This window comes from Azospirillum formosense (genome assembly GCF_040500525.1).
In the GTDB taxonomy this organism is placed as follows: domain Bacteria; phylum Pseudomonadota; class Alphaproteobacteria; order Azospirillales; family Azospirillaceae; genus Azospirillum; species Azospirillum formosense_A.
This window is the reverse complement of record NZ_CP159404.1, coordinates 382335-403939: the sequence shown is the minus strand read 5'-3', so window position 1 is coordinate 403939 and position 21605 is coordinate 382335. Positions and strand designations below refer to the sequence as shown.

The 21605-nt window shown below is 71.9% G+C and carries 9 protein-coding genes; 7 read left to right on the top strand and 2 right to left on the bottom strand.

All coding sequences use genetic code 11. The annotated features are described in order from the left end of the window. Positions 1–60 precede the first annotated feature (60 nt). Positions 61–1602, bottom strand: a complete 1542-nt coding sequence (glpD, locus tag ABVN73_RS22520; protein WP_353861420.1) for a glycerol-3-phosphate dehydrogenase — start codon at positions 1600–1602, stop codon at positions 61–63. A 210-nt stretch (positions 1603–1812) separates the two neighbouring features. On the opposite strand from glpD, the gene ABVN73_RS22515 reads away from it, so the two are divergent. Next, a complete protein-coding gene (locus tag ABVN73_RS22515) occupies positions 1813–2418 on the top strand; it encodes a DedA family protein (protein ID WP_353861419.1) in 606 nt (201 codons plus the stop codon). Positions 2419–2457: 39 nt separating this feature from the next. Here ABVN73_RS22515 and ABVN73_RS22510 read toward each other — a convergent pair whose 3' ends face one another. Next, positions 2458–2661, bottom strand: coding sequence for a DUF3008 family protein (locus ABVN73_RS22510; protein ID WP_353861418.1), 204 nt, complete (start codon positions 2659–2661; stop codon positions 2458–2460). Positions 2662–3020: 359 nt separating this feature from the next. Between ABVN73_RS22510 and ABVN73_RS22505 the strand changes: the two genes are divergently transcribed. The 6 genes from ABVN73_RS22505 to ABVN73_RS22480 all read left to right on the top strand — a co-directional run bounded on the left by ABVN73_RS22505 (position 3021) and on the right by ABVN73_RS22480 (position 21522). Further along, positions 3021–15626 carry an amino acid adenylation domain-containing protein gene (locus tag ABVN73_RS22505; RefSeq protein WP_353861417.1) on the top strand — a complete coding sequence of 4202 codons (12606 nt, stop codon included), beginning with the start codon at positions 3021–3023 and terminating at the stop codon, positions 15624–15626. Continuing rightward, complete coding sequence (locus ABVN73_RS22500) at positions 15623–16621, top strand: TauD/TfdA family dioxygenase (RefSeq protein ID WP_353861416.1); 999 nt, start codon at positions 15623–15625, stop codon at positions 16619–16621. The genes ABVN73_RS22505 and ABVN73_RS22500 overlap by 4 nt, the downstream gene beginning before the upstream one ends. Next, positions 16618–18267 (top strand): ATP-binding cassette domain-containing protein, encoded by a 1650-nt coding sequence (locus ABVN73_RS22495; protein WP_353861415.1) that lies wholly within the window; start codon positions 16618–16620, stop codon positions 18265–18267. Before ABVN73_RS22500 ends, ABVN73_RS22495 begins: the two co-directional genes overlap by 4 nt. Beyond that, a complete protein-coding gene (locus ABVN73_RS22490) occupies positions 18264–19916 on the top strand; it encodes a cyclic peptide export ABC transporter (protein ID WP_353861414.1) in 1653 nt (550 codons plus the stop codon). Before ABVN73_RS22495 ends, ABVN73_RS22490 begins: the two co-directional genes overlap by 4 nt. After that, the gene (locus ABVN73_RS22485) at positions 19916–20656 is read left to right on the top strand and encodes an alpha/beta fold hydrolase (RefSeq protein ID WP_353861413.1); all 741 of its coding nucleotides are present in this window, start codon (positions 19916–19918) and stop codon (positions 20654–20656) included. Before ABVN73_RS22490 ends, ABVN73_RS22485 begins: the two co-directional genes overlap by 1 nt. Before the next feature lie 215 nt (positions 20657–20871). Then, positions 20872–21522 (top strand): DUF697 domain-containing protein, encoded by a 651-nt coding sequence (locus ABVN73_RS22480; protein ID WP_353861412.1) that lies wholly within the window; start codon positions 20872–20874, stop codon positions 21520–21522. Positions 21523–21605 lie beyond the last annotated feature (83 nt).

Sequence of the window (21605 nt, the reverse complement as noted above, 5' to 3'; positions counted from 1 at the left end):
CTCCCCAATATTCATTTTTTCTTTATTGAGATGGTTCTTGTCGCCGTTTTTCCACGCCCGCTATTCCGCGGCGTCGGATGCCCTCTCCCTCCGGCTGCGCTCCTCGGTCATGAAGGCGTCGAGGACCTGCGCCTGGGCGGCGTCCAGCCGCAGCCCCAGCTTGGTCCGGCGCCACAGCACGTCCTCGGCGGTCTCCGCCCATTCCTCCGTCATCAGATAGCGGACCTCCGCCTCGGTCAGGGTCGCGCCGAAGTCGCGGCCCAGATCCTCCGGACGCGCGGCGTTGTCGAGAATCCGGCGGGCGCGGGTGCCGTAGGTGCGCACCAGCCGCTCCAGGTGCGGCTGGGTCAGGAAGGGCGCCCGCCCGCGAAGCTCGGCCACCAGCGCCGCAACGCCGTCCACCGGAAAATCGCCGCCCGGCAGGGTGCCGGCGCTGCTCCAGTCCGAGGCCCCCGGGGCGAGCTTCGGCAGGAAGGGCGCCAGCTTGGCGATCGCCGCATCGGCCAGGCGGCGGTAGGTGGTGATCTTGCCGCCGAAGATGTTGAGCAGCGCCGCCTTGCCGTCGCCCGGCGCGTCGAGCGCCAGCACATAGTCGCGGGTCGCCGCCTGCGCCGTGGAGGCGCCGTCGTCGTAGAGCGGGCGGACGCCGGAATAGGTCCACACCACGTCGGCGGGCGTCACCGGCTTGGCGAAATACTCCCCGGCGGCGGCGCAGAGATAGGCGATCTCCGCCTCCGACGCGCGGACGTCCGCCGGATCGCCCTGGTAGTCGTTGTCGGTAGTGCCGATCAGGGTGAAATCGCGCTCGTACGGGATGGCGAAGACGATGCGCTTGTCGGCGTTCTGGAAGATGTAGCAGCGGTCGTGGTCGAACAGCTTCGGCACCACGATGTGCGAGCCCTGGACCAGACGGATGCGCGCGTCCACCGTGGAGCGCGCCCCCTGCCGCATCACCTCCGACACCCAGGGACCGGCGGCGTTGACCAGGGCGCGGGCGCGGATGCTGCTGCGCCGGCCGCTGCGCGTGTCCTCCACCGTCACGGTCCACAGCCCGTCCTCGCGGACGGCGCTCAGGAAGCGGGTGCGGGTGCGGATCGCAGCACCCATGCGGGCGGCGTCCTGCGCGTTCAGGACCACCAGACGCGCGTCGTCGACCCAGCAATCCGAATATTCGAAAGCGCGGCCGAAACCCGGCTTCAGCGGCTTGCCCGCCGGATGGTTGCGCAGATCGAGCCCGCGCGTGCCCGGCAGCTTCTCCCGCCCGCCGAGATGGTCGTACAGGAACAGGCCCAGCCGCAGGAACCAGGAGGGCCGCAGGCCGGGCAGATGGGGCAGGACGAAGCGCAGCGGCCAGATGATGTGCGGCGCCATGCGCCACAGCACCTCGCGCTCGCGCAACGCCTCGCGGACCAGCCGGAACTCGTAATATTCCAGGTAGCGCAGGCCGCCGTGGATCAGCTTGGTCGAGGCCGAGGACGTGCCCGAGCCCAGATCCTTCTGTTCGCACAGATAGACGGAACAGCCCCGCCCCGCGGCATCGCGCGCGATGCCACAGCCGTTGATGCCGCCGCCGACGATGGCAAGGTCGTAGACCCCGGCCATCCATCCCTCCTCTCCGCTGTGCGCCCGCCCCTTGCGGTCTGCGCCTTTGTTTTCGTTTTGAACGGTAGCTGAGGGTTCGGCGGGCCGCAATACGAAAAAAGTGAAAGCGATACGAAAGGCCACGGCGCCATCCCCCCTCCCTCGATGGGGGAGGCGGTGAACTCCCGCGGCGCCGACGGGTTATCCAGGCAACCGGAACCGGAGGATCGCGTGTTCGAGTGGATCGCAGACATGGTCGAAGGCGGCGGCTACGCCGGAATCGCGCTTCTGATGCTGCTGGAGAACGTCTTTCCGCCCATCCCATCGGAACTCATCATGCCGCTGGCCGGCTTCGTCGCGGCCCGCGGGGATCTCAGCCTGCCGCTGGTGGTGCTGGCGGGCACGGCGGGGTCGGTGGCGGGGGCGCTGTTCTGGTATTACGCCGGGCGGTGGCTGGGCAGCGAGCGGCTGAAGCGGCTAGCCGCCCGGCATGGCCGCTGGCTGACGGTGGCACCCGCGCAGGTGGACGAGGCGACGGGCTGGTTCCGCCGCCACAGCGCGGCGTCGGTGCTGATCGGGCGGTTGATTCCGGCGGTGCGGACTCTGATCTCCGTGCCCGCCGGGATCGCCGGGATGGGACTGGTGCGTTTCCTGGTCTATTCGACCATCGGGACGGCGCTGTGGTCGCTGGTCCTCGCCGGTGCCGGCTATCTGCTTGAGGGCCAGTACGACAAGGTGGCGGGCTGGATGGACCCGGTGGCCAAGCTGGTCATCGCCGCCATCGCCGCTTGGTACGCCTACCGCGTCGCCACCTTCCGCCCGCAGGAGCAGAGCTGACGGGAGCAACCCCGTCAGCATCCCCGCGTCGAGCGTCCTTCACTCCTTCGCGTCGTCCTTCGAACTGCGGGTGGGCAGCTCCTTCCGCTTTGCGGAGGCCATCTCCCGCAGTTCCTTTTCGCTCATCGACTTCGCCATCTCCTTCGAGGCGCCGCGCAGGCTGGATTCCGGTTGCTCGCCGCGCTTGGCGGCCAGCGCCGCGCCCGCGGCCATCTGCTGCTTCTTGGACTCCGCCTTGCTCATCCGATCCCTCCACCTGTGATGTGAAAGCGCTTTCCATCAACAGGACGTGGATCGAATTCGTCTTGCCGACGAACACCGCAACCTTTGGTGCCCGCGCCGTCCGCCCCGCCACGACCTATGCAATCGCTGCCGGAACAGGATAACCACACGTTGGTATGCCGATAATGTTCCGTCTTCGTAATATGGCTTTCCCTTCTGTCAAAATTTCTTTGAGTTGCATCGCGCGTTGACAATCTTCTTCTAGTAGGTAATATCTAATACCTAATCCCTTTTTTGGACGCATATGACGTTTCCGTAAAAACTCGTCGCGAATTGTCCCGTCGGATCATTGCAACGCCGAAGGAATTGTGGGGACTTCGATGCCCGACACCACGCCGCACCTCCCCACCGATCACCTTCATCTGTCCAACAGTTTCGGTCCGGTCAGACTTTGGCCCGATCTTCGCCTGCATGAGGGATTTGAACGGCTTGCGGACCGGCACCCCACAGCCCCGGCGGTGGTGTCGGAGGCCGGCATCCTCGATTACGCCGGGTTGGACGCGGCGGCCAACACCGTGGCCCACGCGCTGCTGGCCCTCGGGCTGGAGAGGGAGGAGCCGGTCGGCGTGCTGGCGGAACGGTCGGGCGTCCTGCCACAGGCGTTCCTCGGCATCCTCAAGGCGGGCGGCGTCTATGTGCCGATGGTCGCCGACCTGCCGGCGGAGCGGCTGGCGAACATGGCGCGGCAAGCGGGGATGCGGCTGCTGATCGCGTTGGATGGGCTGGTCCCGCCGGAGGCTCTGGCCGATGCCCTGGCCGCCAACGGCCGGGCGGAGCGGCCGCTGGCCGTCCTGCGCCCCGAAGCCCTGAACGGCGACAGCCGCGCCACGGCGACGGAGCGCCCGAACCGCCCTGGTCCGTCGAACGGCCTGGCCGTCATCCTCTTCACCTCCGGCTCCACCGGCCAGCCGAAGGGCGTGCAGATCCAGCACGACGCCTGCGTGAATCTGGCGCTCGGCCACACGGAGGCGCAGGGCGTCGGGCCGGGCGACCGGGTGCTGCTGTCCACCTCCCCCGGCTTCATCCTGGGTTTCCGCGAGCTGTGCCTGCCGCTGCTCTCCGGAGCCGCCTATGTCCCGGCCTCGCGCGCTCTGATCGACGATCCGGCGCGGCTGCTCGACCACATGACCCGGCTGGGCGTGACCATCGCGCTGTTCACGCCGTCCTATCTGCGGCTTCTGCGCGGCGCCGTGCCGGCGGGACTGCGCATGATCCTGACCGCCGGGGAACGGCCGAACCCCGACGACGCGCGGCATTACGCCCGCCACCTCGACTATTGGAACATGCACGGCGCCACCGAGGTCTGCGGCACCATCTGCATGCACAAGGTGAGCCCCCATGGCGACGGCCCGCTTCCCAGCGGCCGGCCCTTCGCCAACACCGCGGTCCATCTGCTCGACCGTCACGGCAACGAAGTTCCCGACGGCGCGGTCGGTGAAATCCACGTCGTCGGGCGGGGCGTCTCGCGCGGCTACCTGAACCAGCCCGCGCTGTCGGCCGAGAATTTCGTCGACACGCGCTTCGGCCGCGCCTACCGCACGCACGATCTGGGGCGCTGGACCGAAAACGGCGACCTGGAGACCCTGGGCCGCGCCGACGACGTGGTGAAGGTGTCCGGCCAGTCGGTGTCGCTGGGCGAGATCGAGCGCACGCTGCTGCGCCACCCGCTGGTCAGCCGCGCCGCCGCCCTCCAGCATCAGGGCCGCCTTGCCGCCATCGTCGAGAGCACCGATCCGGAGGCGGCGCAGGCGGAAGACTGGCGCGCCTTCCTTGGCCGCACCCTGCCCGCCTACATGGTGCCGGCGGGGGTGAAGGCGGTGACGCGGATGCCGATCAGCTCCGCCGGCAAGACCGACCGCCGCGCCCTTCTGGCGCTCGCCGAAGGGGCTCTGGCCGAAGCGCACGGCACGGGCGGAACGCCGCCGCAAGGCGATCTGGAGCGGACCATCGCCGCGGTGTGGGAGGAGGTGCTGGACATCCGCCCGGTGATGCGGGACGCCCCCTTCTTCGCCATCGGCGGCACCAGCCTGCTCGCCATCGCGGTGGGGCAGCGCCTGCACGCGCTCGGCCATCCGGTGGCGGTGGCGGTGATCCTGGCCTCCCGGACGGTGGAGGCGCTGGCCCGCCGCATCGCGGAACGGACGGACGAGGAGGCCCCCGCGGCGGACACGGCCGAAGGCCCCGCCACCGCCGGTCAGCAGGACTTCTGGGTGGCCGCCCAGCTCGGCCTGGCCGCCGCCGGATCGCACATCGTGCGCGTCCTCTCGGTGCGCGGCCCGGTTCCGGACGTGGGGCGCTGGCGCGCCGCCTGGGCCGCCCTGCTGGAGCGTCACCCCGCCCTGCGCACCGCTTTCCACGCCGACGCCGAGGGCCGGGTGCGCTGGAGCACGGTCCCCGCCGCCGCGCTGCCGCCCTTCGCCGGCTTTTCCGTCGATCGCTGCCACCTTCCGGAGGAGGCGCGGGAACTGATCGCCGGCTACACCGAAACGCCCTTCGCCCTGACCGTGGCGCCGCTGGCCCGCGCCGGGCTGATGGTCATCGAATCCGGCGACGAGACGCTGTTCTGGTTCGTTCTGCACCACGCCGTGGTGGATGGACAGTCCGCCCGCGCGGTGCAGGAGGATATGCTGGCGTTGCTGCTCGGCCGCCCCTTGCCGCCGGCGCCGCACGGAGTCGCTCTGGCGGCGCGGGACGAGGCGCGCCATCTCCGCTCCGACCGGGCGGCGCAGGACCGCGCCTTCTGGCACGCCGCTCTGGACGCCCTGCCGCCGGAGGCGTTCGAGGAGTTTCCGCTCGACCAGCCACGCCCCGCCACGCCCGGCGGACGCTCCGCCCCACCCCTGGCGGAGCGGCTGGACGCCGCGACCACCGCGGCCCTGGCCGCCATCGCGAGGGCGCAGGGCGTCGGCCTTCACGGCCTGCTGCTGGCGATCCTGGCGGCGGAGGCGCGGAGGCGCGTCGGGCGGGCCGACCTGATCCTGGGCACCGGCGTCTCCCTGCGCCCGCCGGGCGCGGAGGACGCGGTCGGACATTTCGTCAACTTGGTGCCGGTCGTCCTGCCCGGCGCCGCGGCGACGCTGTCCGGGCAGGTCCGCGCCGCCCAGAGCGCCCTGACCGAGACGGTCGGACACGCCGGCCTGCCCGCCAACCTGATCCAGCGGGAGTTCCGCCAGCGCCGGCCCGACGCGCTGCCGCCCGCCCGCCCCAACCTCTTCGCGGTGGCGCTGACCGCCAACCCGCCACGAAGCAGCGCCGATGCGGCCGGCGGCCTGTCGCTGGCGCCACGCCGGTTGCCCGGCGCGCTCGCCCATCCCGCCGCCGGCCTCGACCTCGCCTTCAGCCACGAGCCGGTGACGGCGGAGGACGGCGAAGGGCTGGAACTGGCGCTGCTGTGGAACCCGGACGTCCATACGGAACCCACCGCGCGCTCCTGGCTGGCCGGCTTCGCCGCCTGGGCGCGCTGGCTGGCCGCCGACCCGGCGCGTCTGGAATCGCCGTTGCCCGCCCTGCTGCCGGAGGAGGCGACCCTTCTCGACCGCTGGGAACACGGCGAGAAGCGTCCACGCCCGGCCCGCCGCGCCCATGAACTGTTCGAGGAGATCGCCGCCCACCATCCGGACCGGCCCGCCGTGGTTACCCGCACCGACACGCGGACCTATGGCGACCTGAACCGCGACGCCGACCGCATCGCCGCCGCCTTGTTGAGTTGCGGCGTGACGCGGGGCGAGCCGGTGGCGGTGCTCACCGGCTGCGCGCCGGGCCTGCCCGCGGCGGTGCTCGGAATCTGGAAGGCCGGGGCGGCCTATCTGCCTCTCGCCATGGACCTGCCGCCGGAGCGCATGGCCTACATGGTGCGCGACGCCGGCGTCCGGCTGCTGGTGGCACTGGACGGCCAGCCCGCCCCGCCCGCCCTGGCCGAGGCCGTGCCGGTGCTGATCCGCCCGGACCTTCTCGAAGGGCCCGCCGCGCCGGCCGCCGTGGCCGGGTCACCGGACGACCTCGCCTACATCATCTACACCTCCGGCACGACCGGGCATCCCAAGGGGGTCGCGGTCCGTCACGACGGCTTCGTCAACGCCGCGCTGGCGACCGGGGAGACGGTCGGCTTGCGGACGGACGACCGCATGGCGCTGGCCGCGACGCCGGGGTTCGACGCGTCGCTGTGGGAACTCGGGCTGGCGCTGCTGCACGGCATGGCTCTGGTTCCCGTGCCGCCGGACCTGCGCGACGACCCCTGGGCCCTGAAGGACGCCTACGCGGAATTGGGCGTCACGGTGGCCTTCCACGCCCCCTCCTACCTGCGGGTCAGCCAGGAGAAGCCCTTCCGCGGCCTGCGCGTCCTGCTGACCGGCGGGGAGGCGCCGAACGCCGACGACGCCCGCCACCACGCGGCCGGTCTGGCCTTCTGGAACGCCTATGGCCCCACCGAGGCGAGCATTCTCGCCTCCATGGGCCGCATCCTGCCGGACAGCGGACGCGGCGGCCCGGTCCTCGCCGGACGCCCGCTGCCCAACACCCGCGTCACGCTGCGCCGCCCGGACGGCACGCCGGTTCCGCCCGGCCTGCCGGGGGAGGTGTGGCTGGGCGGGGTGGGCCTCGCCCGTGGCTATCTCAACAACCCGGAACTGACCGCCCGCGCCTTCGTCGAGACGGCGGAAGGCCGCTTCTACCGGACCGGCGACCTCGGGCGCTGGACGGCGGACGGTCAATTGATCCTGTGCGGCCGCATCGACCATCAGGTGAAGCTGCACGGCCAGCGCGTCGAGCTTGCCGAGATCGAGCAGGACCTGCTGGCCCACCCCGCCGCCGCGCAGGCCGTCGTGCTGGTGGACGCCGCGGCGGAGGGCACCAAGGCGCTGCGCGCCTTCGTCCGGGCCAAGGACGGCGCCGCCCTGCCCGACGACGAGGCGTGGCGCGCCTTCCTCGCCGACCGCCTGCCCGCCTTCATGGTGCCGGCCAGCGTGACGGCGGTGGACAGCGTCCCGCTGACGCCGGCGGGCAAGATCGACCGCGACGCCCTGCTCCGCCTCGCCCACTCCCATTCCGATGGCCACGCCGCCGCGGCGGAAGGGCAGGCGCCGCGGGACGGGCTCGAACACCGCATCGCCGCCCTGTGGAGCGGTCTGCTGGGCGAGGAGGTCGGGCGCGGGGACAATTTCTTCGCACTCGGCGGCAACAGCCTGCTGGCGGTGACCATCGCGCACCGGCTGTCGCAGGAACTGGGCCTGACCGTCCCGGCGCGCGCGCTGTTCGCCGCCCCGACGCTTGCCGGCTTCGCCCGCAAGGTGGCGGAGTTGAGCGATGCGGAGACGCAGCAAGCCGACGCCGACGAATCCGACCTCGTCACCGAAGGGGAGCGAGAATTTTGGGTGGCCGAGGCGGCGGGGCTCGACACACGGCCCTTCATCATTCCGGTGATCCGCGCCGTGGCGGGCGATTTGCCGAACCCGGCCCGTTGGGCGGGCGCCTGGACGACGCTCGTGGAGCGGCACGAGGCGCTGCGCACGAGCTTCGCGGAGGACGAGGACGGGGGCTTGCGCCGTCGCGTCGCTCCCTTTGTCGACGGGGCGCTGGAGCTGTCCTCTCTGGCCGACCGCAAGACGGCCCTGGCCCATATCCGCGCCCGTCAGGGCGAGCCCTTCGCCATGGCGGCCGCGCCGCTGTGGCGCGCCGGTCTGGTGACGCTGGCGGACGGCGGTGCGCCTCTGTTCTGGATGGCGATGCATCATGCCATCAGCGACGGACGCTCGGTCGGCGTCCTGCTGGAGGAACTGACCGCGCTCCTGGCGGGTGAGCGCCTGCCGCCGCCACCCTCCCGCTACGCCACCCTGGCCGCCCGCGAGCGGCGCTATCTGGACAGCTCGGACCGCGCCGCGGACGAGACCCACTGGCGCGGGCTTTTGTCCGCCCTGCCCGCCGAGGCGTTCGACGACTGGCCGCTCGACACGCCGCGCGCCGCCGGGGCGGCACCGGGCAGCCACCGCTTCGAGTTGCGGTTGGACCCGGCCACCGCCGCCGGGCTGAAGGCGGTCGCCCGCCGGCACGAGGCCAGCCTGCACGCCGTCCTGCTGACCCTGCTGGCGCGGGAGGTGCTGCGGCGCACCGGACGCGCCGCCTTCACCATCGGCACCACCGGCGACATCCGGGAAACCGCCGAGGACGCGCGGGTCGTCAGCTACGGCGTGAACATGCTGCCGCTGGCCCTCCGCCCCGCCGCCGGAGTTCCCTTCGGCCAGGAGCTGCGTGCCACCCAGGCGGCGCTGGCCGAAGCGCTCCAGCACGCCCGCCTGCCCTTCGCACGGATCTGCCACGGCTTCTGGGCCGACCGTCCACAACACCGCGACCCGGCGCGCTACCCGCTGTTCGACATCGCGGTCACGGAGAACCCGCAAGCCGGCCCCGCCCCCCACTCCGCCCCCGGCCCGCTGCGCTTCGTCCGCCCGGATGGAGAGGGGCCGACCTACGAACGCACCGGCCATTCGCCGGGCCAGGACATGGTGCTGATCCATGAGGGGCTGACCGACGGCGGGCTGCTGCTGCATAGGCACGTCAACGCCGCGCTCTACGCCAGGGACACGGCGGAGCGCTGGTTCGAGGCGCTGACCGGCTGGGCGCGCTGGCTGGGGGACGACGCCGCCCGCGCCGAGGCGGTGCCGCCCGGCCTGCTGCCGGAGGAGGAAGCCACCCTCGCCGCGTGGGAACACGGCCCGGCGGCGGAGCGCCCGGCGCTGCCCTTCCACGCGCTGTTCGAGCGGCTGATCGACCGTCCCGGCACCGGCCAGGGCGGCCGCCCGGCGGTCATCGGCGCCGACCGCGTCCTGACCTACCGCGCCGTCGAGGCGGAGGCCAACGCCATCGCCCACGCCCTGCGGGAGCGCGGGGCGGAGCGCGGCAGCGTGGTCGGCGTGCTGACCGGCCGCTCGCCCAACCTGCCCGCCGCCGTGCTGGGAGTGTGGAAGGCGGGCGCGGTGTATCTGCCGCTCGCCGCCGACCTGCCGGCCGAGCGGCTGGCCTTCATCGCCGGAGACGCCGGGGCGGCCCTGCTGCTGGCGCTGGACGGCGTCGCCGTGCCCGAGCCGCTGTCCGCCCTGCCGCTTCTGCGTCCCGAAGGCCTCTCCGCCGATTTCCGCACCGCGCACGCCCACCGGCCGCAAGCCGCGACGGGGCCGGACGACATCGCCTACATCCTCTACACCTCCGGCTCCACCGGCCGGCCCAAGGGCACGCCGGTCCGCCACGGCGCCTATGTGAACATGGTGCTGGGCGCCGTGGAGATCTTCGGCCTGACCGCCGAGGATCGGACGCTGATGTTCGCCTCGCCCTCCTTCGACGTGTCGCTGTCGGACGTCGGCGTGCCGCTGGCCGCCGGGGCGGCACTCTGCGCCGTTCCCTACGAGGTGTTGAGCGCCCCGGCCCGCCTGATCGCCGTCCTGGCGGAGCAGCGGGTGACCGTCGCCGACCTCACCCCGACCTACCTGCGCCTGCTCGACGGGGCGGAGCTGCCCTCGCTGCGCATCCTGGTCACCGGCGGCGAGGCGCCGCTGGCGGCGGATGTGCGCACCTACGCCGGACGTCTGCGCTACCACAACGCCTACGGCCCGACCGAGAACACCATCACCAGCGCCATGGGGCTGCTCGGCGCGGAGGACCGGGGCTTCATGCCCGTCGGGCGTCCGCTGCCCAACACATCCATCCACATCCGCGACGCGGCGGGCCGCCCGGTGCCGCTGGGGGCGGTGGGGGAAATCTGGCTGGGCGGCGCCAATCTCGCCTGCGGCTATCTGAACCGCCCGGAGCAGGAGGCGGCGGCCTTCGTCGGGACGGGCGCCGGGCGGCTCTACCGCTCCGGCGACCTCGGGCGCTGGCGCGCCGACGGCGAGCTGGAGGTGCTGGGCCGCATCGACGACCAGGTGAAGCTGAACGGCATCCGCATCGAACTCGGCGAGATCGAACAGGCGCTGGGCGGCCAGCCGGACATCGCGCAGGCGGTGGCCCTGGTGCAGGGCAAGGCCGGCGCGGCGCAGAGCCTGTGGGCCTTCGTCCGTCCCGTCCCCGGCAGGGCGGTTCCGGCAGAGGGCTCCTGGCGCGGCTGGCTGGCCGACCGGCTGCCCGCGGTGATGATCCCGGCCGGGGTGATCGCCGTGGAGACGGTGCCGGTCACGGCGTCCGGCAAGGTGGACCGCGCGGCCCTGCAGGAGCTGATCGCCGGCCGCGCCCCGCAGGGCGAGCGGATGGCACCGCAAGGGCGGCTGGAGCAGACCATCGCCCGCGTCTGGGCGGAGCGGCTGGGCCGTGGCCCGGTCTGGCGTGACGACAATTTCTTCGCGCTCGGCGGTCACAGCCTGCTCGCCATCGCCGTCGCCCACGCGCTGGAGACGGAGCTGGGGCATCCCGTTTCCGCCCGCGACCTGTTCACCGAGCCGACCCTGCGCGGCTTCGCCGCCCGCCTCGGCTCTGCCGCTCCCGCGGATGTCCCATCCGATGCCGAATCCGATCGCGCGACCGAGGGCCAACGGGAGTTCTGGGTGGCCGAGCAGGCCGGGCTGGACACCCGCGGCTTCAACATTCCCCTGACGCTCGCGGTGGAAGGCGGTGTCCCCCCCGACGACCGCTGGCGAGCCGCCTGGGCCGCCCTGGCCGACCGCCACGAGGCGTTGCGCACCGGCTTCCAGGAGGACGGGGACGGCACGCTGCGCCGGGCCGTCCATCTGACGACCGCCAGCCTGGAAATTGCGGCGGCCCCCGACCGCGCCGCCGCGCTGGACTTTATCCGAGACCGCCAGACGGCGCCTTTCGCCATGGCCGCTCCACCGCTGTGGCGGGCCGGGCTGGTCCGGGTGGCGGACGGCAGCGGCGCCCTGTTCTGGCTGACGCTGCACCATTCCATCGGCGACGGCCTGTCGCTCGGCCTGCTGGCGAACGACCTCACAGCACTGCTGCGCGGGGAGTCCCTGCCCGGCCGCGCCCCTGGCTTCGGCCGCTCCGCCGCGCGGGAGGAGGCCTATCTGGGCGGCGAGACTGGCCGCAAGGATGCTGAGCATTGGCACAGTCTGCTCGCCGGAATCGATCCCGCCGCTTTCGAAGACTGGCCGCTCGATAAACCCCGTCCGCCGGTGCGCAGCGCGGAAACCGCCAAGGGGAGCCATTGCCACCGCGTCCGCCTCGCCCCGGACGTGGCGGAGGCGTTGCGTGCCCTCGCCCGGCGCAACGGCGCCAGCCTGCACGCTTTGATGATGACCCTGATGGCTCATGAGGTGCGCCGCCGCACCGGCCGGGCGACATTTCTGATGGGCACCGCCGCCTCCACCCGTGAGACGGCGGAGGAGGCGGGCGTCGTCGGCTATTGCATCAACATGCTGCCGGTGCCTTTCCGGGTGGACCGGAGCGAGCCGCTGGAAGAGGCGGTCAAGGTGACGCAGAGCCGCTTGGCGGAAGCCCTGCGCCATGGCCGCCAGCCCTTCGCCCGCATCCACCAGGAGTTCCGCCGCGGCCAGCCGCAGGCGCGGCACCCGGCCCGCTGCCCGCTGTTCGATCTGGCGGTGACGGAAAATCCGGTGATGGCCGCCCCGCGGGGTGACGGGCTCCGCTTCGCGGCCATCGACGCCCTCGACAGCGACGACATCCGGTACGAGCTGCGCCGCAGCGCCCCCGCCCAGGACCTCGTCCTGGTGCATGAGGGGCAGGCGGACGGCGGGCTGGTCCTTCAGCTCCACGCCAACGCCGCCCTCTACGAGCGGGAGACCGCCCGGGCCTGGACGGTGGCGCTGGCCGGCTGGGCGCGGCGGCTGGCCGATCCGGAGCGGCGGCCGGGCGCCCCGCTGCCCACCCTGCTGCCGGACGAGGAATCGCTGCTCGCGGCGTGGGAGCACGGCCCGGCGATGCCGCACCCGGTTCCCTGCTTCCATCACCAATTCGCCGCCCTGGCGCGCTCGCAGCCGGATCGACCCGCCCTCATCACCGATGACGGCGCGGTCAGCTATGCCGCGATGAACGCCCGCGCCAACGCGCTGGCCCACGCGCTGCTCGCGCGAGGCTTGCGGACCGGCGACGCGGTCGGCGTGCTGACGGAGCGCTCGCCCGCCCTGCCCGAGGCCGTGCTGGCGATCTGGAAGGCCGGGGGCGCCTATCTGCCGCTGACCCGCGACCTGCCGGCGGACCGGCTGGCCTTCATCGCCCGCGACGCCGCGATCCGCGTCGTCGTGGCTTTGGACGGCCATCCCCTGCCCGAGGCGCTGGCGCAGGCCGGTTACGCCGTCCTCCGCCCGGAAACCATCTCCGAGGGCTTCCGCGCCAGCCACGCCCATGAGCCGGAGGTTGGTGAGCGAAGCGCGCCCGGCGATCCCGCCTACATCATTCACACTTCGGGATCGACCGGGGTGCCGAAAGGCGTCCTGCTGCATCATGGCGGGCTGCTGAACCTCGGCCTGTCGATGGCGCGAATGATGGGGGTCCAGCCGGACGAACGGACGCTTCTCACCTCCTCCCCCTCCTTCGACGCCTGGGTTTCCGATTGCGTGATGACCTGGGCGACGGGCGGCGCGCTGGTTCCGATCCGCCGCGCCGAAATGGACGACACCGCCGGGCTGCGCGCCAGGATGGAGCGGCTGGGCGTCACCTCCGCCACCCTGCCGCCCTCCTACCTGCGGCTGTTCGAGCAGGCGGACCTGCCGACCCTGCGCATCCTGATGACGGTGGGTGAGCCGCCAAACGCCGCTGACGCCCTGCATTACGCGGCGCGGCTGCGCTACATCAACGGCTACGGCCCGACCGAGAACACCGCCGCGGCCAGCATCGGCATCCTGTCTCCGGACTCGCCGTGGATGAGCGCCGGGCGCCCGCTGCCCAACACCGCCATCCACGTCCTGGACGAGGACGGCGAACCGGTGCCCCCCGGCGCTGTCGGCCACGTCTGGCTGAGCGGCCTGGGGCTGGCCATCGGCTACCTCAACCGACCCGACCTGACCGCCGCCGCCTTCGTCGAGACGCCGAAGGGCCGCCGCTACCGCACCGGCGACCTCGGGCGCTGGCTGCCGAATGGCGAGCTTCTGGTGCTCGGGCGGTCGGACAGCCAAGTGAAGCTGCGTGGCCAGCGCGTCGAGCTGGGCGAGATCGAGCACCGGCTGGAATCCCACCCTGGCGTACAGCAGGCGGTGGCCCTGGTGGACACCGCGGCGGACGGTGCCCAGACGCTGTGGGCCTTTGTCAGCCTCGCCCCGGACGCCGCGGAGCCGACACAGGCCGCCTGGGCCGCCCATGCGGCGGCGACGCTGCCCGCCTACATGGTGCCGGCGGCGGTGATCCGGGTGCCGGCGATCCCGGTGACGGTGGCCGGCAAGGTGGACCGCAAGGCCTTGCTCCTGGCGCTGGCCGACCACGCGCCCGCCGAAGGCACGGCTTCCGGCGCCTACACCCCGCCGCGCACCGCGGTGGAGCAGCGGGTGGCCGAGCTGTGGGCGGAGCAGCTCCAGCGGCCCGTTCGGGGGCGGGAGGCCGGCTTCTTCGAGCTGGGCGGCGACAGCTTGCGGGCGATCGCCGTCGTGAACCGACTGCGCCGCGAGTTCGCCTGCAGGATCAACGATCTCTACGAAGCCCCGGTGCTCGCCGACTTCGCGCTGCGCCTGCGGCCCCAGCCGGACCATCTGCATCGGGTGATCGCCGCCGTCCGAACCCATTGGCGGGACTATCAGGCGACCCTGCCCGCCTTCGACGCCGCCCGCGACCGGGCGCTGGCCGAGCAGCAACAGGCCTACGAGGCGCGGAACGCGGCTTACAACGCCTTCGACGGGTCGAAGCGGCGCGATTACGGCGACGTGTTGCTGACCGGCGCCACCGGATACCTCGGCGCCTATCTGCTGCGGGAGCTTCTGTCCGATCCGGCGCGGCGGGTGACCGCTCTGGTCCGCGGGGGCGACGACGGCGCCGCCCAAGCCCGGCTCGCCCGCGTGCTGGCCGGCTATTTCGGAGCCGCGAACGGTGCCGCGCTCATCGACGATCCGCGCCTGACCGTGCGGGCCGGCGACCTGCGCCGCGACGGGCTGGGCCTCACCCCCACGGCGCACGGCGCGCTGGTGGAGGGGGTGCGGGCGGTCTTCCACTGCGCCGCCAACGTCAACCATTTCGGCCATTACGCGGAGTTCCACGCCGACAATGTGGAGGCGACGCGCCGGCTCCTCGATCTCGCCGCCGCGCGGCGTGGCGACCCGGCGGACTTCCACCTGATTTCCACCCTGTCGGTCACCGGCAAGGCGCCGGAGGACGGCTTCAGACTGGTCACCGAATACGACGCGGTGCCGGACGCCCTCGACGAGAACTACTATGTCCGCAGCAAGCAGGAGGCGGAACGTCTGGTCACGGCGGCCCGCGGCGACCTGCGCAACGCCAGCATCCACCGGGTCGGCAACGTCGTCTTCGCGGCGGAGGGCGGGCCGCTGCAGCTGAACCTGCGGGACAACGCCTTCTTCCGGCAACTGGCCGCCTTCGTGCGGCTGGGGGTGGTGCCCGACGATTCGCACGTCTGGCTGTGCCACGTCGATCGCGTCGCCCGCGCCGTGGCGCTGCTGGCCGGCGCCGCCGGTCTCGCCAACGAGACGCACCATGTGGAGAACCACCGCCGCGACACGCTGGCCGATTTCGTCACCTCGGCGGCGGGCATGGCGGACGCGGTGCGGGCGGTCGGTTTCGACGCGCTGCTCGACAGGCTGGAGCGCGCCATCGGCGAACCCGAGATGGACAGTGCGCTGGCCCAGACGCTGGAGGGCTTTGGCCTCTACAGCGGGCGTTCCCCCCAGGCGCGCGGCCGGCGGCAGGAGCTGACTTCCGAACGCACGCAGGGGCTGCTCGGCCGCATGGGGTTCGGCTGGCCGCCGGTTCCCCGCGCCGGGCAAGCCGACATGCTGCGCGCCGCCGCGGACCTTTTCTCCCGATGAACGCCTTCGGAGCCATCATGCTCACCCATGTCCAGGATCTCGGCTTCCGCACCGGGGAATTCACCGCCGAGCCGCTGCCCGACGCCGAGACGGCGCGCGTGCTGGCCGTCCTGGCCGCCCGCCACGGGGCGAAGAGCGACGCCGCCCTTGTCCCGGACGGTCGGGAGGCCGAGTTGCGCGGCGAACTGGCGGAGGCGGCACCCGGCCTCTCCGCCCTGGCCACCGCGATCCGCGACCGGCTGGAGACCAGCCACAGCGGCGTGCTGATCCGCCGCGCCCATCTCAGCCGCCACGACCTCGACACCCGGCGCCGCCTGCTCTACGCGCTGGCTGTCGGCATGGGCGCGCCGACCGCGACCGACCGGATCGACCGCAAGGTGGTGTGGGACATCAAGCTCCGCCCCGAGCTGGTCCGCAGCGGCGGCGCCTCCACCTTCTCCGAGCACGCCGACGAGGCCGACTTCCACACCGACACCCAGTATTTCCCAAACCCCGAACGCTACATGCTGATCTATTTCGCCCGGGCGGCGGCCTGCGGCGGCGGGCGGTCCAGCCTGCGCGACGCCCGCTGCTTCCGCGAGGCTCTGGCCGGCAGCGACGAGGGGCGCTGGGCGCTGGACCTGCTGTCGCGAACGGCGCTGCCCTTCCGCATCCCCGCCACCTTCACCCGCACCGGATCGCAGGATGCGGTGGAACTGACCTTCGCCACCGTCTTCGGCGACCGCCCGCTCATCCGCTTCCGCACCGACACCCTGCGCCGCGGGCTGGCCGCTTGTCCGGAGCACGACACGCCGGAGGTCCGCCGCGCGCTCGCCATCCTCCAGGCGGAGTTGGACAGCCCGGCCCGGCGGCTGGAGACCTTCATGGAGTCCGACAGCCTGCTGGCAATGAACAACCACGAGGCGCTCCACGGGCGCGGCGCCTTCGCCGACCCGGAGCGCCACGCGCTGCGCATCCGCATCGACGACGGCGCGCCGCAGGATTCCGCTCGATGAACCTCCTCCGCCTGCTGGGACGGCTGGGGCCGGCGCCGCTGCGCCGGCTGGTTCTCTACGCCCTGGGCTCGGCCCTCTTCTCCACGCTGGTGCTGGCCCTGGTCAACCGCGGGGCGGAGGAGATCGCCGCGGAGAAGGCCGATTTCGTCAACCTGCCGCTGGCCGCCGCCTTCGTCGTCAGCGTCCTCCTCTACATGCTCCTGGAAGGCCGCATGGTCGCCCACCTGTCGGCGGATGCGGAGGAGGTGGTGGACAGCCTGCGCATGCGGCTGCTCGACCAGATCCGCCGCGCCGACCTGTGGAAGCTGGAGCGCTTCGGCCAGACCCCGCTGTTCGAAAGCGTGACGCAGAGCAGCCAGCTCGTCTCGCAGAATTCGCAGTTCCTGGCGCTGACGGTGCGCTCGGTCCTGCTGACCGGGACGATCCTGCTCTACATCGCCACCATTTCGCCGGTCGCCTTCCTGCTGATCGGCGGGCTGCTCGGCGCCGGGACCTGGTTCTACATCCGGCTGGGCCGCGCGCTGGAGGAAAGGCAGCGGGCCATGATGGCGGAGGAGGCCGCCCTGTTCGAAGGCGTGTCGGACCTGTTCGACGGCTTCAAGGAGCAGCGGCTGAACAGCGCCCGCAGCCGCGACTTGAACACCGTCTTCGCCACCGTGTCCGGCCGCACCACCACGGCGCGCGGTGCGGTGCATCTGCACACCTGGCAGCAGTTCGTGTTCGGTGAGTGCGCCTTCAACCTGATGCTGGGCGTGGTCGTCTTCGTCGTGCCGTCCTATTCCAGCGCCATCTCGGCGGAGCTGGTGAAGATCACCGCCGCTATCTTCTTTATGTCGGCCCCGGTCTTCGGGCTGATGCAGTCGCTGGCGGTGATGAGCGCCGCCGAGGCCGCCGCCGGGCGCATGATGGCCCTGGAGGGACAGCTCTCGGAACTCGCCGAGGCCGGGAGCGACGGCCCCGCCCTGCCGGTGCCGGTCAACTTCAGCGAGGTGAGGATGGAGGGGGTGGAGTTCGCCTTCCCCGCCCCGCCAGGCGAAGCGCCCTTCGCGGTCGGCCCCTTCGACCTGACCATCCGGCGCGGCGAGGTGATCTTCATCACCGGCGGCAACGGGTCGGGCAAATCGACCTTCATCAAGCTTCTGACCGGCCTCTACCACCCGCTGCGCGGGCGGATCACGGTGGACGGGGTGCCGGTGGGGCCACAGCGCGTCGCCGCCTACCGCGAGCTGATGGCGACCGTGTTCGCCGACTTCCACCTGTTCGCCCGGCTCTACGGGCAGGACACACTCAACCCGGTGGAGGCCGCAGAGCTGATGCGCTGGATGGAGATGGAGCGGGTCACCGCCCTGGAGGGGGACCGTTTCGGACGGCGCGACCTGTCCGCCGGGCAGCGCAAGCGGCTGGGGCTCGTCGCCGCGATCCTTGAGAAGGCACCGATCCTGATCCTCGACGAATGGGCCGCCGACCAGGACCCGCATTTCCGCTTCAAGTTCTACCGGGAGGTCGTGCCGGAGCTGAAGCGGCGCGGCCTGACCATCGTGGCGGTGACGCACGACGACCATTACTTCGACGTCGCCGACCGCCGCCTGCACATGGAGGAGGGTCGCCTGACCGAACCCGCCCATAGGACGGAGGGCGTGGCATGAGGCTGGCCGCCATCGTCCTGCGCGAGCTTCCGGAGAATCTGCGCACACTCGCCCTGATGAACGTCCTGTCGGCGATCGCGACCGCGGCGCTGCTCTGGCTGGTCGACGCCGCCGCCAAGGACGCCGCCCAGGGCATCGTCAGCCCGCGGCTTCTGGTGATGTACGCGGTCACCGTGACCCTGTTCGGGGTGACCCACAATTACGCGCTGGTCACCGCGTCCCAGGACGCCGAGCGGCTGATCCACAGGATCCGCCTGCGCCTGTTCGATCTGGTGCGCCGCGCCGACCTCGTGACCGTGGACCGCATCGGGCGGGCGTCGCTGCACGGGGTGCTGACCCAGGACACCCAGACGCTGGCCCAGACCCTGCCGCTTCTGGCGATCGGCGGGCAGCAGGCGGTCATGCTGGTCTTCCTGGCGGTCTATCTGGCCTGGCTGTCGCCGCTGGCCTGCGTGATGGCCTTCGCCTTCGCCGGGATCGCCGTGGCCGTGAAGGTCGCGCGGGTGCAGCGCCTGCGCCGCAGCATGGTGGAGGCGGCGGCGGCCGAGACGCGCGTCTTCGACGGGCTGACCGACCTGCTGCGCGGCTTCAAGGAGGTGCGGATGAACCGCCGCCGCGGCGACGGGCTGATCCGCGACCTCGCCGACGCCTCGTCCCGGGCGCGGGCGGTGAATGTGGACATGAAGGAGCAGTGGGGCCGCAACTTCGCTCTGGTCGAGGCGATGTTCTACACGCTGATCGGCATGATGGTCTTCGTCGTTCCGCTGTTCACCACCGGCTATCACGCGGTGGTGGTGGCGGCGACCACGGCGGCACTGTTCATCGTCGGGCCGGTCAGCACCGTGTCCTTCGTCACTCCCTTGGTCGCCCAGACCGAGATGGCCCTGTCCAACATCGAGGCGATGGAGGAGCGTCTGTGCGCCGCCGCCGGCAGCGCCCCAGACGAGGGCGCCGACCGTCTGCCCGGCCCGCCCGGCACCATCGCGCTCAAGGACGCCACCTTCGCCTATCACGACGACGCGGGCGCGCCGGTCTTCGCGGTCGGGCCGCTGTCGGCGGAGTTCCGGGCGGGCGAAATCACCTTCGTCACCGGCGGCAACGGGTCCGGCAAATCGACCATGCTGCGCCTGCTGACCGGGCTGATGCCGTTGAGCGGCGGTCAGCTCCTCGCTGACGGGGCGCCGGTGCCGGCGGAGCGGATGCAGAGCTTCCGCGACATGATCTCGGCCATCTTCTCCGACTATCACCTGTCGCGCCGCCTCTACGGCGTCGCCGAGCCCGACCCGGCGCGCGTCCGCGCCCTGCTGGAACGGCTGGAGATGCAGGACAAGGTGTCGGTCGCCGACGGCGGCTTCAGCACAGTTTCCCTGTCCACCGGCCAGCGCAAGCGTCTCGCCCTGGTGGTCGCGCAATTGGAGGACAAGCCGGTGATCGTGCTGGACGAGTGGGCCGCCGACCAGGACCCGCATTTCCGGCGCGTCTTCTACGAGGAACTGCTGCCCGAGCTGAAGGCGCTGGGCAAGATCGTCATCTGCGTGACCCACGACGAGCGCTGGTTCGGACTCGCCGACCGCGTCTACCACATGAACGAGGGCCGCATCGAGGAAGGCCACGACCATAACCGCCTGTTCGCTCTGGAGCAGGCGTGATGCCCGCGCCCCTGTCCTCCTGGCTGCAAGGTTTCCGGACGGCTTCGGCGCCGCGCCGCACCCTGGTCTGTTTCCCCTACGCCGGGGCCGGCGCCGCCGTCTTCCGCGACTGGGCGTCTGAGGTCGGAGCGGACACCGAACTGCTGGCGGTGCGTCTGCCGGGACGGGAGACCCGCATCGGCGAGCCGCCGCTGCAGCGTGTGGAGGAGACCGTTCCCGCCCTGCTGGCCGCGCTGGAACCGCTGGGCGATCGGCCACTGATCCTGTTCGGCCACTCGCTGGGCGCCACGCTGGCCTACGCCACCGCCCGCGCTCTGGTGGCACGGGGGCATCCACCCGCCCTGCTGGCCGTGTCGGGGCGCCGGTCACCGCACCTCGCGTCGCGGCGGCCACCCGTCGATAGCCTGGACGACGCGGCCTTCCGCGCTCACCTCGCCGCGCTGGGCGGCACCCCGCCCGAGGTGCTGGCCTGCGACGACCTGATGGAGTTGATGCTGCCCATGCTGCGGGCCGATTTCGCGATGTCCGACGCCTTCCTCGAACCCGATCCGCCGCCGCTGCCGGTGCCGGTCCTGGCCTTCGCCGGGGCGGAGGACGGCGAAGCCACGCCGGACGAGGTCGCCGGATGGGAGCGGCTGGCCGGGGCGGGTTTCAGCCTGCGCACGCTTCCCGGCGGCCACTTCTTCCTGCACGAGCAGCGCGCGTCGATTGTCCGAGACCTGATAGAGGAGGATTCGTGAAACACCCGTTGATCATCGATGTCCTTTTTGATGGTAAATCCTTTGACGCAGACAACTTCATTCGTTAGCCCATATGACGGTGCCGCCGGCCACCACCGGCGGCGTTTTCGGAGCGGGCCGTCCCTTCGGGGCCGACAGTCGCCGCGGAACATCCCAATGCGCGGCGTTCATTGCTGATTTTCTCTCGACAACGTCCCTTTTTGGAGCACCACAGCATGGTCAGTGAGAAGGATACACCGGGCGGCAAGGCGAAGCCGGAAACGGCGGTCGCCCCGGTCTCCACCCCGGCTCCGGAGGCCGTGACGGCCGCCCCCGAAACCACCCCCCACAGCGCCAACACGTCCGAAGCCGCTCCGGAAACCATCCCGGCCGCTCCGGTCGCCACCGAGGAGCAGGCGGCGGAGATCATCCGCAAGCATGTGCTGCTGTCGGCCGCGGCGGGCGTCATCCCGCTGAACTTCGTCGACACCGCCGCGCTCGCCGTCGTCCAGCTCCGCCTGCTCAAGGAGCTGTCAGACCTGCACGGCGTCGACTTCCGCGGCGACATCGGCCGCTCCGCGGTCGGCACGCTGTTCGCCACGGTCGCCCCGACCGCCCTGGCCGGCGGACTGCTCGGCTCCATGGCGTTCAACATGGCCCTGCGCTCGGTGCCGGTGATCGGCACGGTGACGCGGCTGGCCACCCAGCCGGCCTTCAACAGCGCCTTCACCTACGCGCTGGGCAAGGTCTTCCAGCAGCACTTCGCGTCGGGCGGCACCTTCCTGACCTTCCAGCCGGAAAAGGTGAAGACCTATTTCCGCGAGACGTTCGAGGAGGCCCGCCGCCGCAAGGGTGCGACGCCGGAAGCGGCCCCGGCCGCGGCCTGACCGCAGCGCCCGGACGCCGCCGCCACGGCCCGGAAGGACGGGTGGGGATGCCTTCGCGTATCCCCAACCCCTTCCGCCGTCAC

What these genes read in the sequence shown, in the direction of transcription:
- glpD (WP_353861420.1), bottom strand. Translation starts at nt 1,602, where the DNA reads ATGGCCGGGGTCTACGACCTTGCCATCGTCGGCGGCGGCATCAACGGC.
- ABVN73_RS22510 (WP_353861418.1), bottom strand. Translation starts at nt 2,661, where the DNA reads ATGAGCAAGGCGGAGTCCAAGAAGCAGCAGATGGCCGCGGGCGCGGCG.
- ABVN73_RS22505 (WP_353861417.1), top strand. Translation starts at nt 3,021, where the DNA reads ATGCCCGACACCACGCCGCACCTCCCCACCGATCACCTTCATCTGTCC.
- ABVN73_RS22500 (WP_353861416.1), top strand. Translation starts at nt 15,623, where the DNA reads ATGAACGCCTTCGGAGCCATCATGCTCACCCATGTCCAGGATCTCGGC.
- ABVN73_RS22495 (WP_353861415.1), top strand. Translation starts at nt 16,618, where the DNA reads ATGAACCTCCTCCGCCTGCTGGGACGGCTGGGGCCGGCGCCGCTGCGC.
- ABVN73_RS22490 (WP_353861414.1), top strand. Translation starts at nt 18,264, where the DNA reads ATGAGGCTGGCCGCCATCGTCCTGCGCGAGCTTCCGGAGAATCTGCGC.
- ABVN73_RS22485 (WP_353861413.1), top strand. Translation starts at nt 19,916, where the DNA reads ATGCCCGCGCCCCTGTCCTCCTGGCTGCAAGGTTTCCGGACGGCTTCG.
- ABVN73_RS22480 (WP_353861412.1), top strand. Translation starts at nt 20,872, where the DNA reads ATGGTCAGTGAGAAGGATACACCGGGCGGCAAGGCGAAGCCGGAAACG.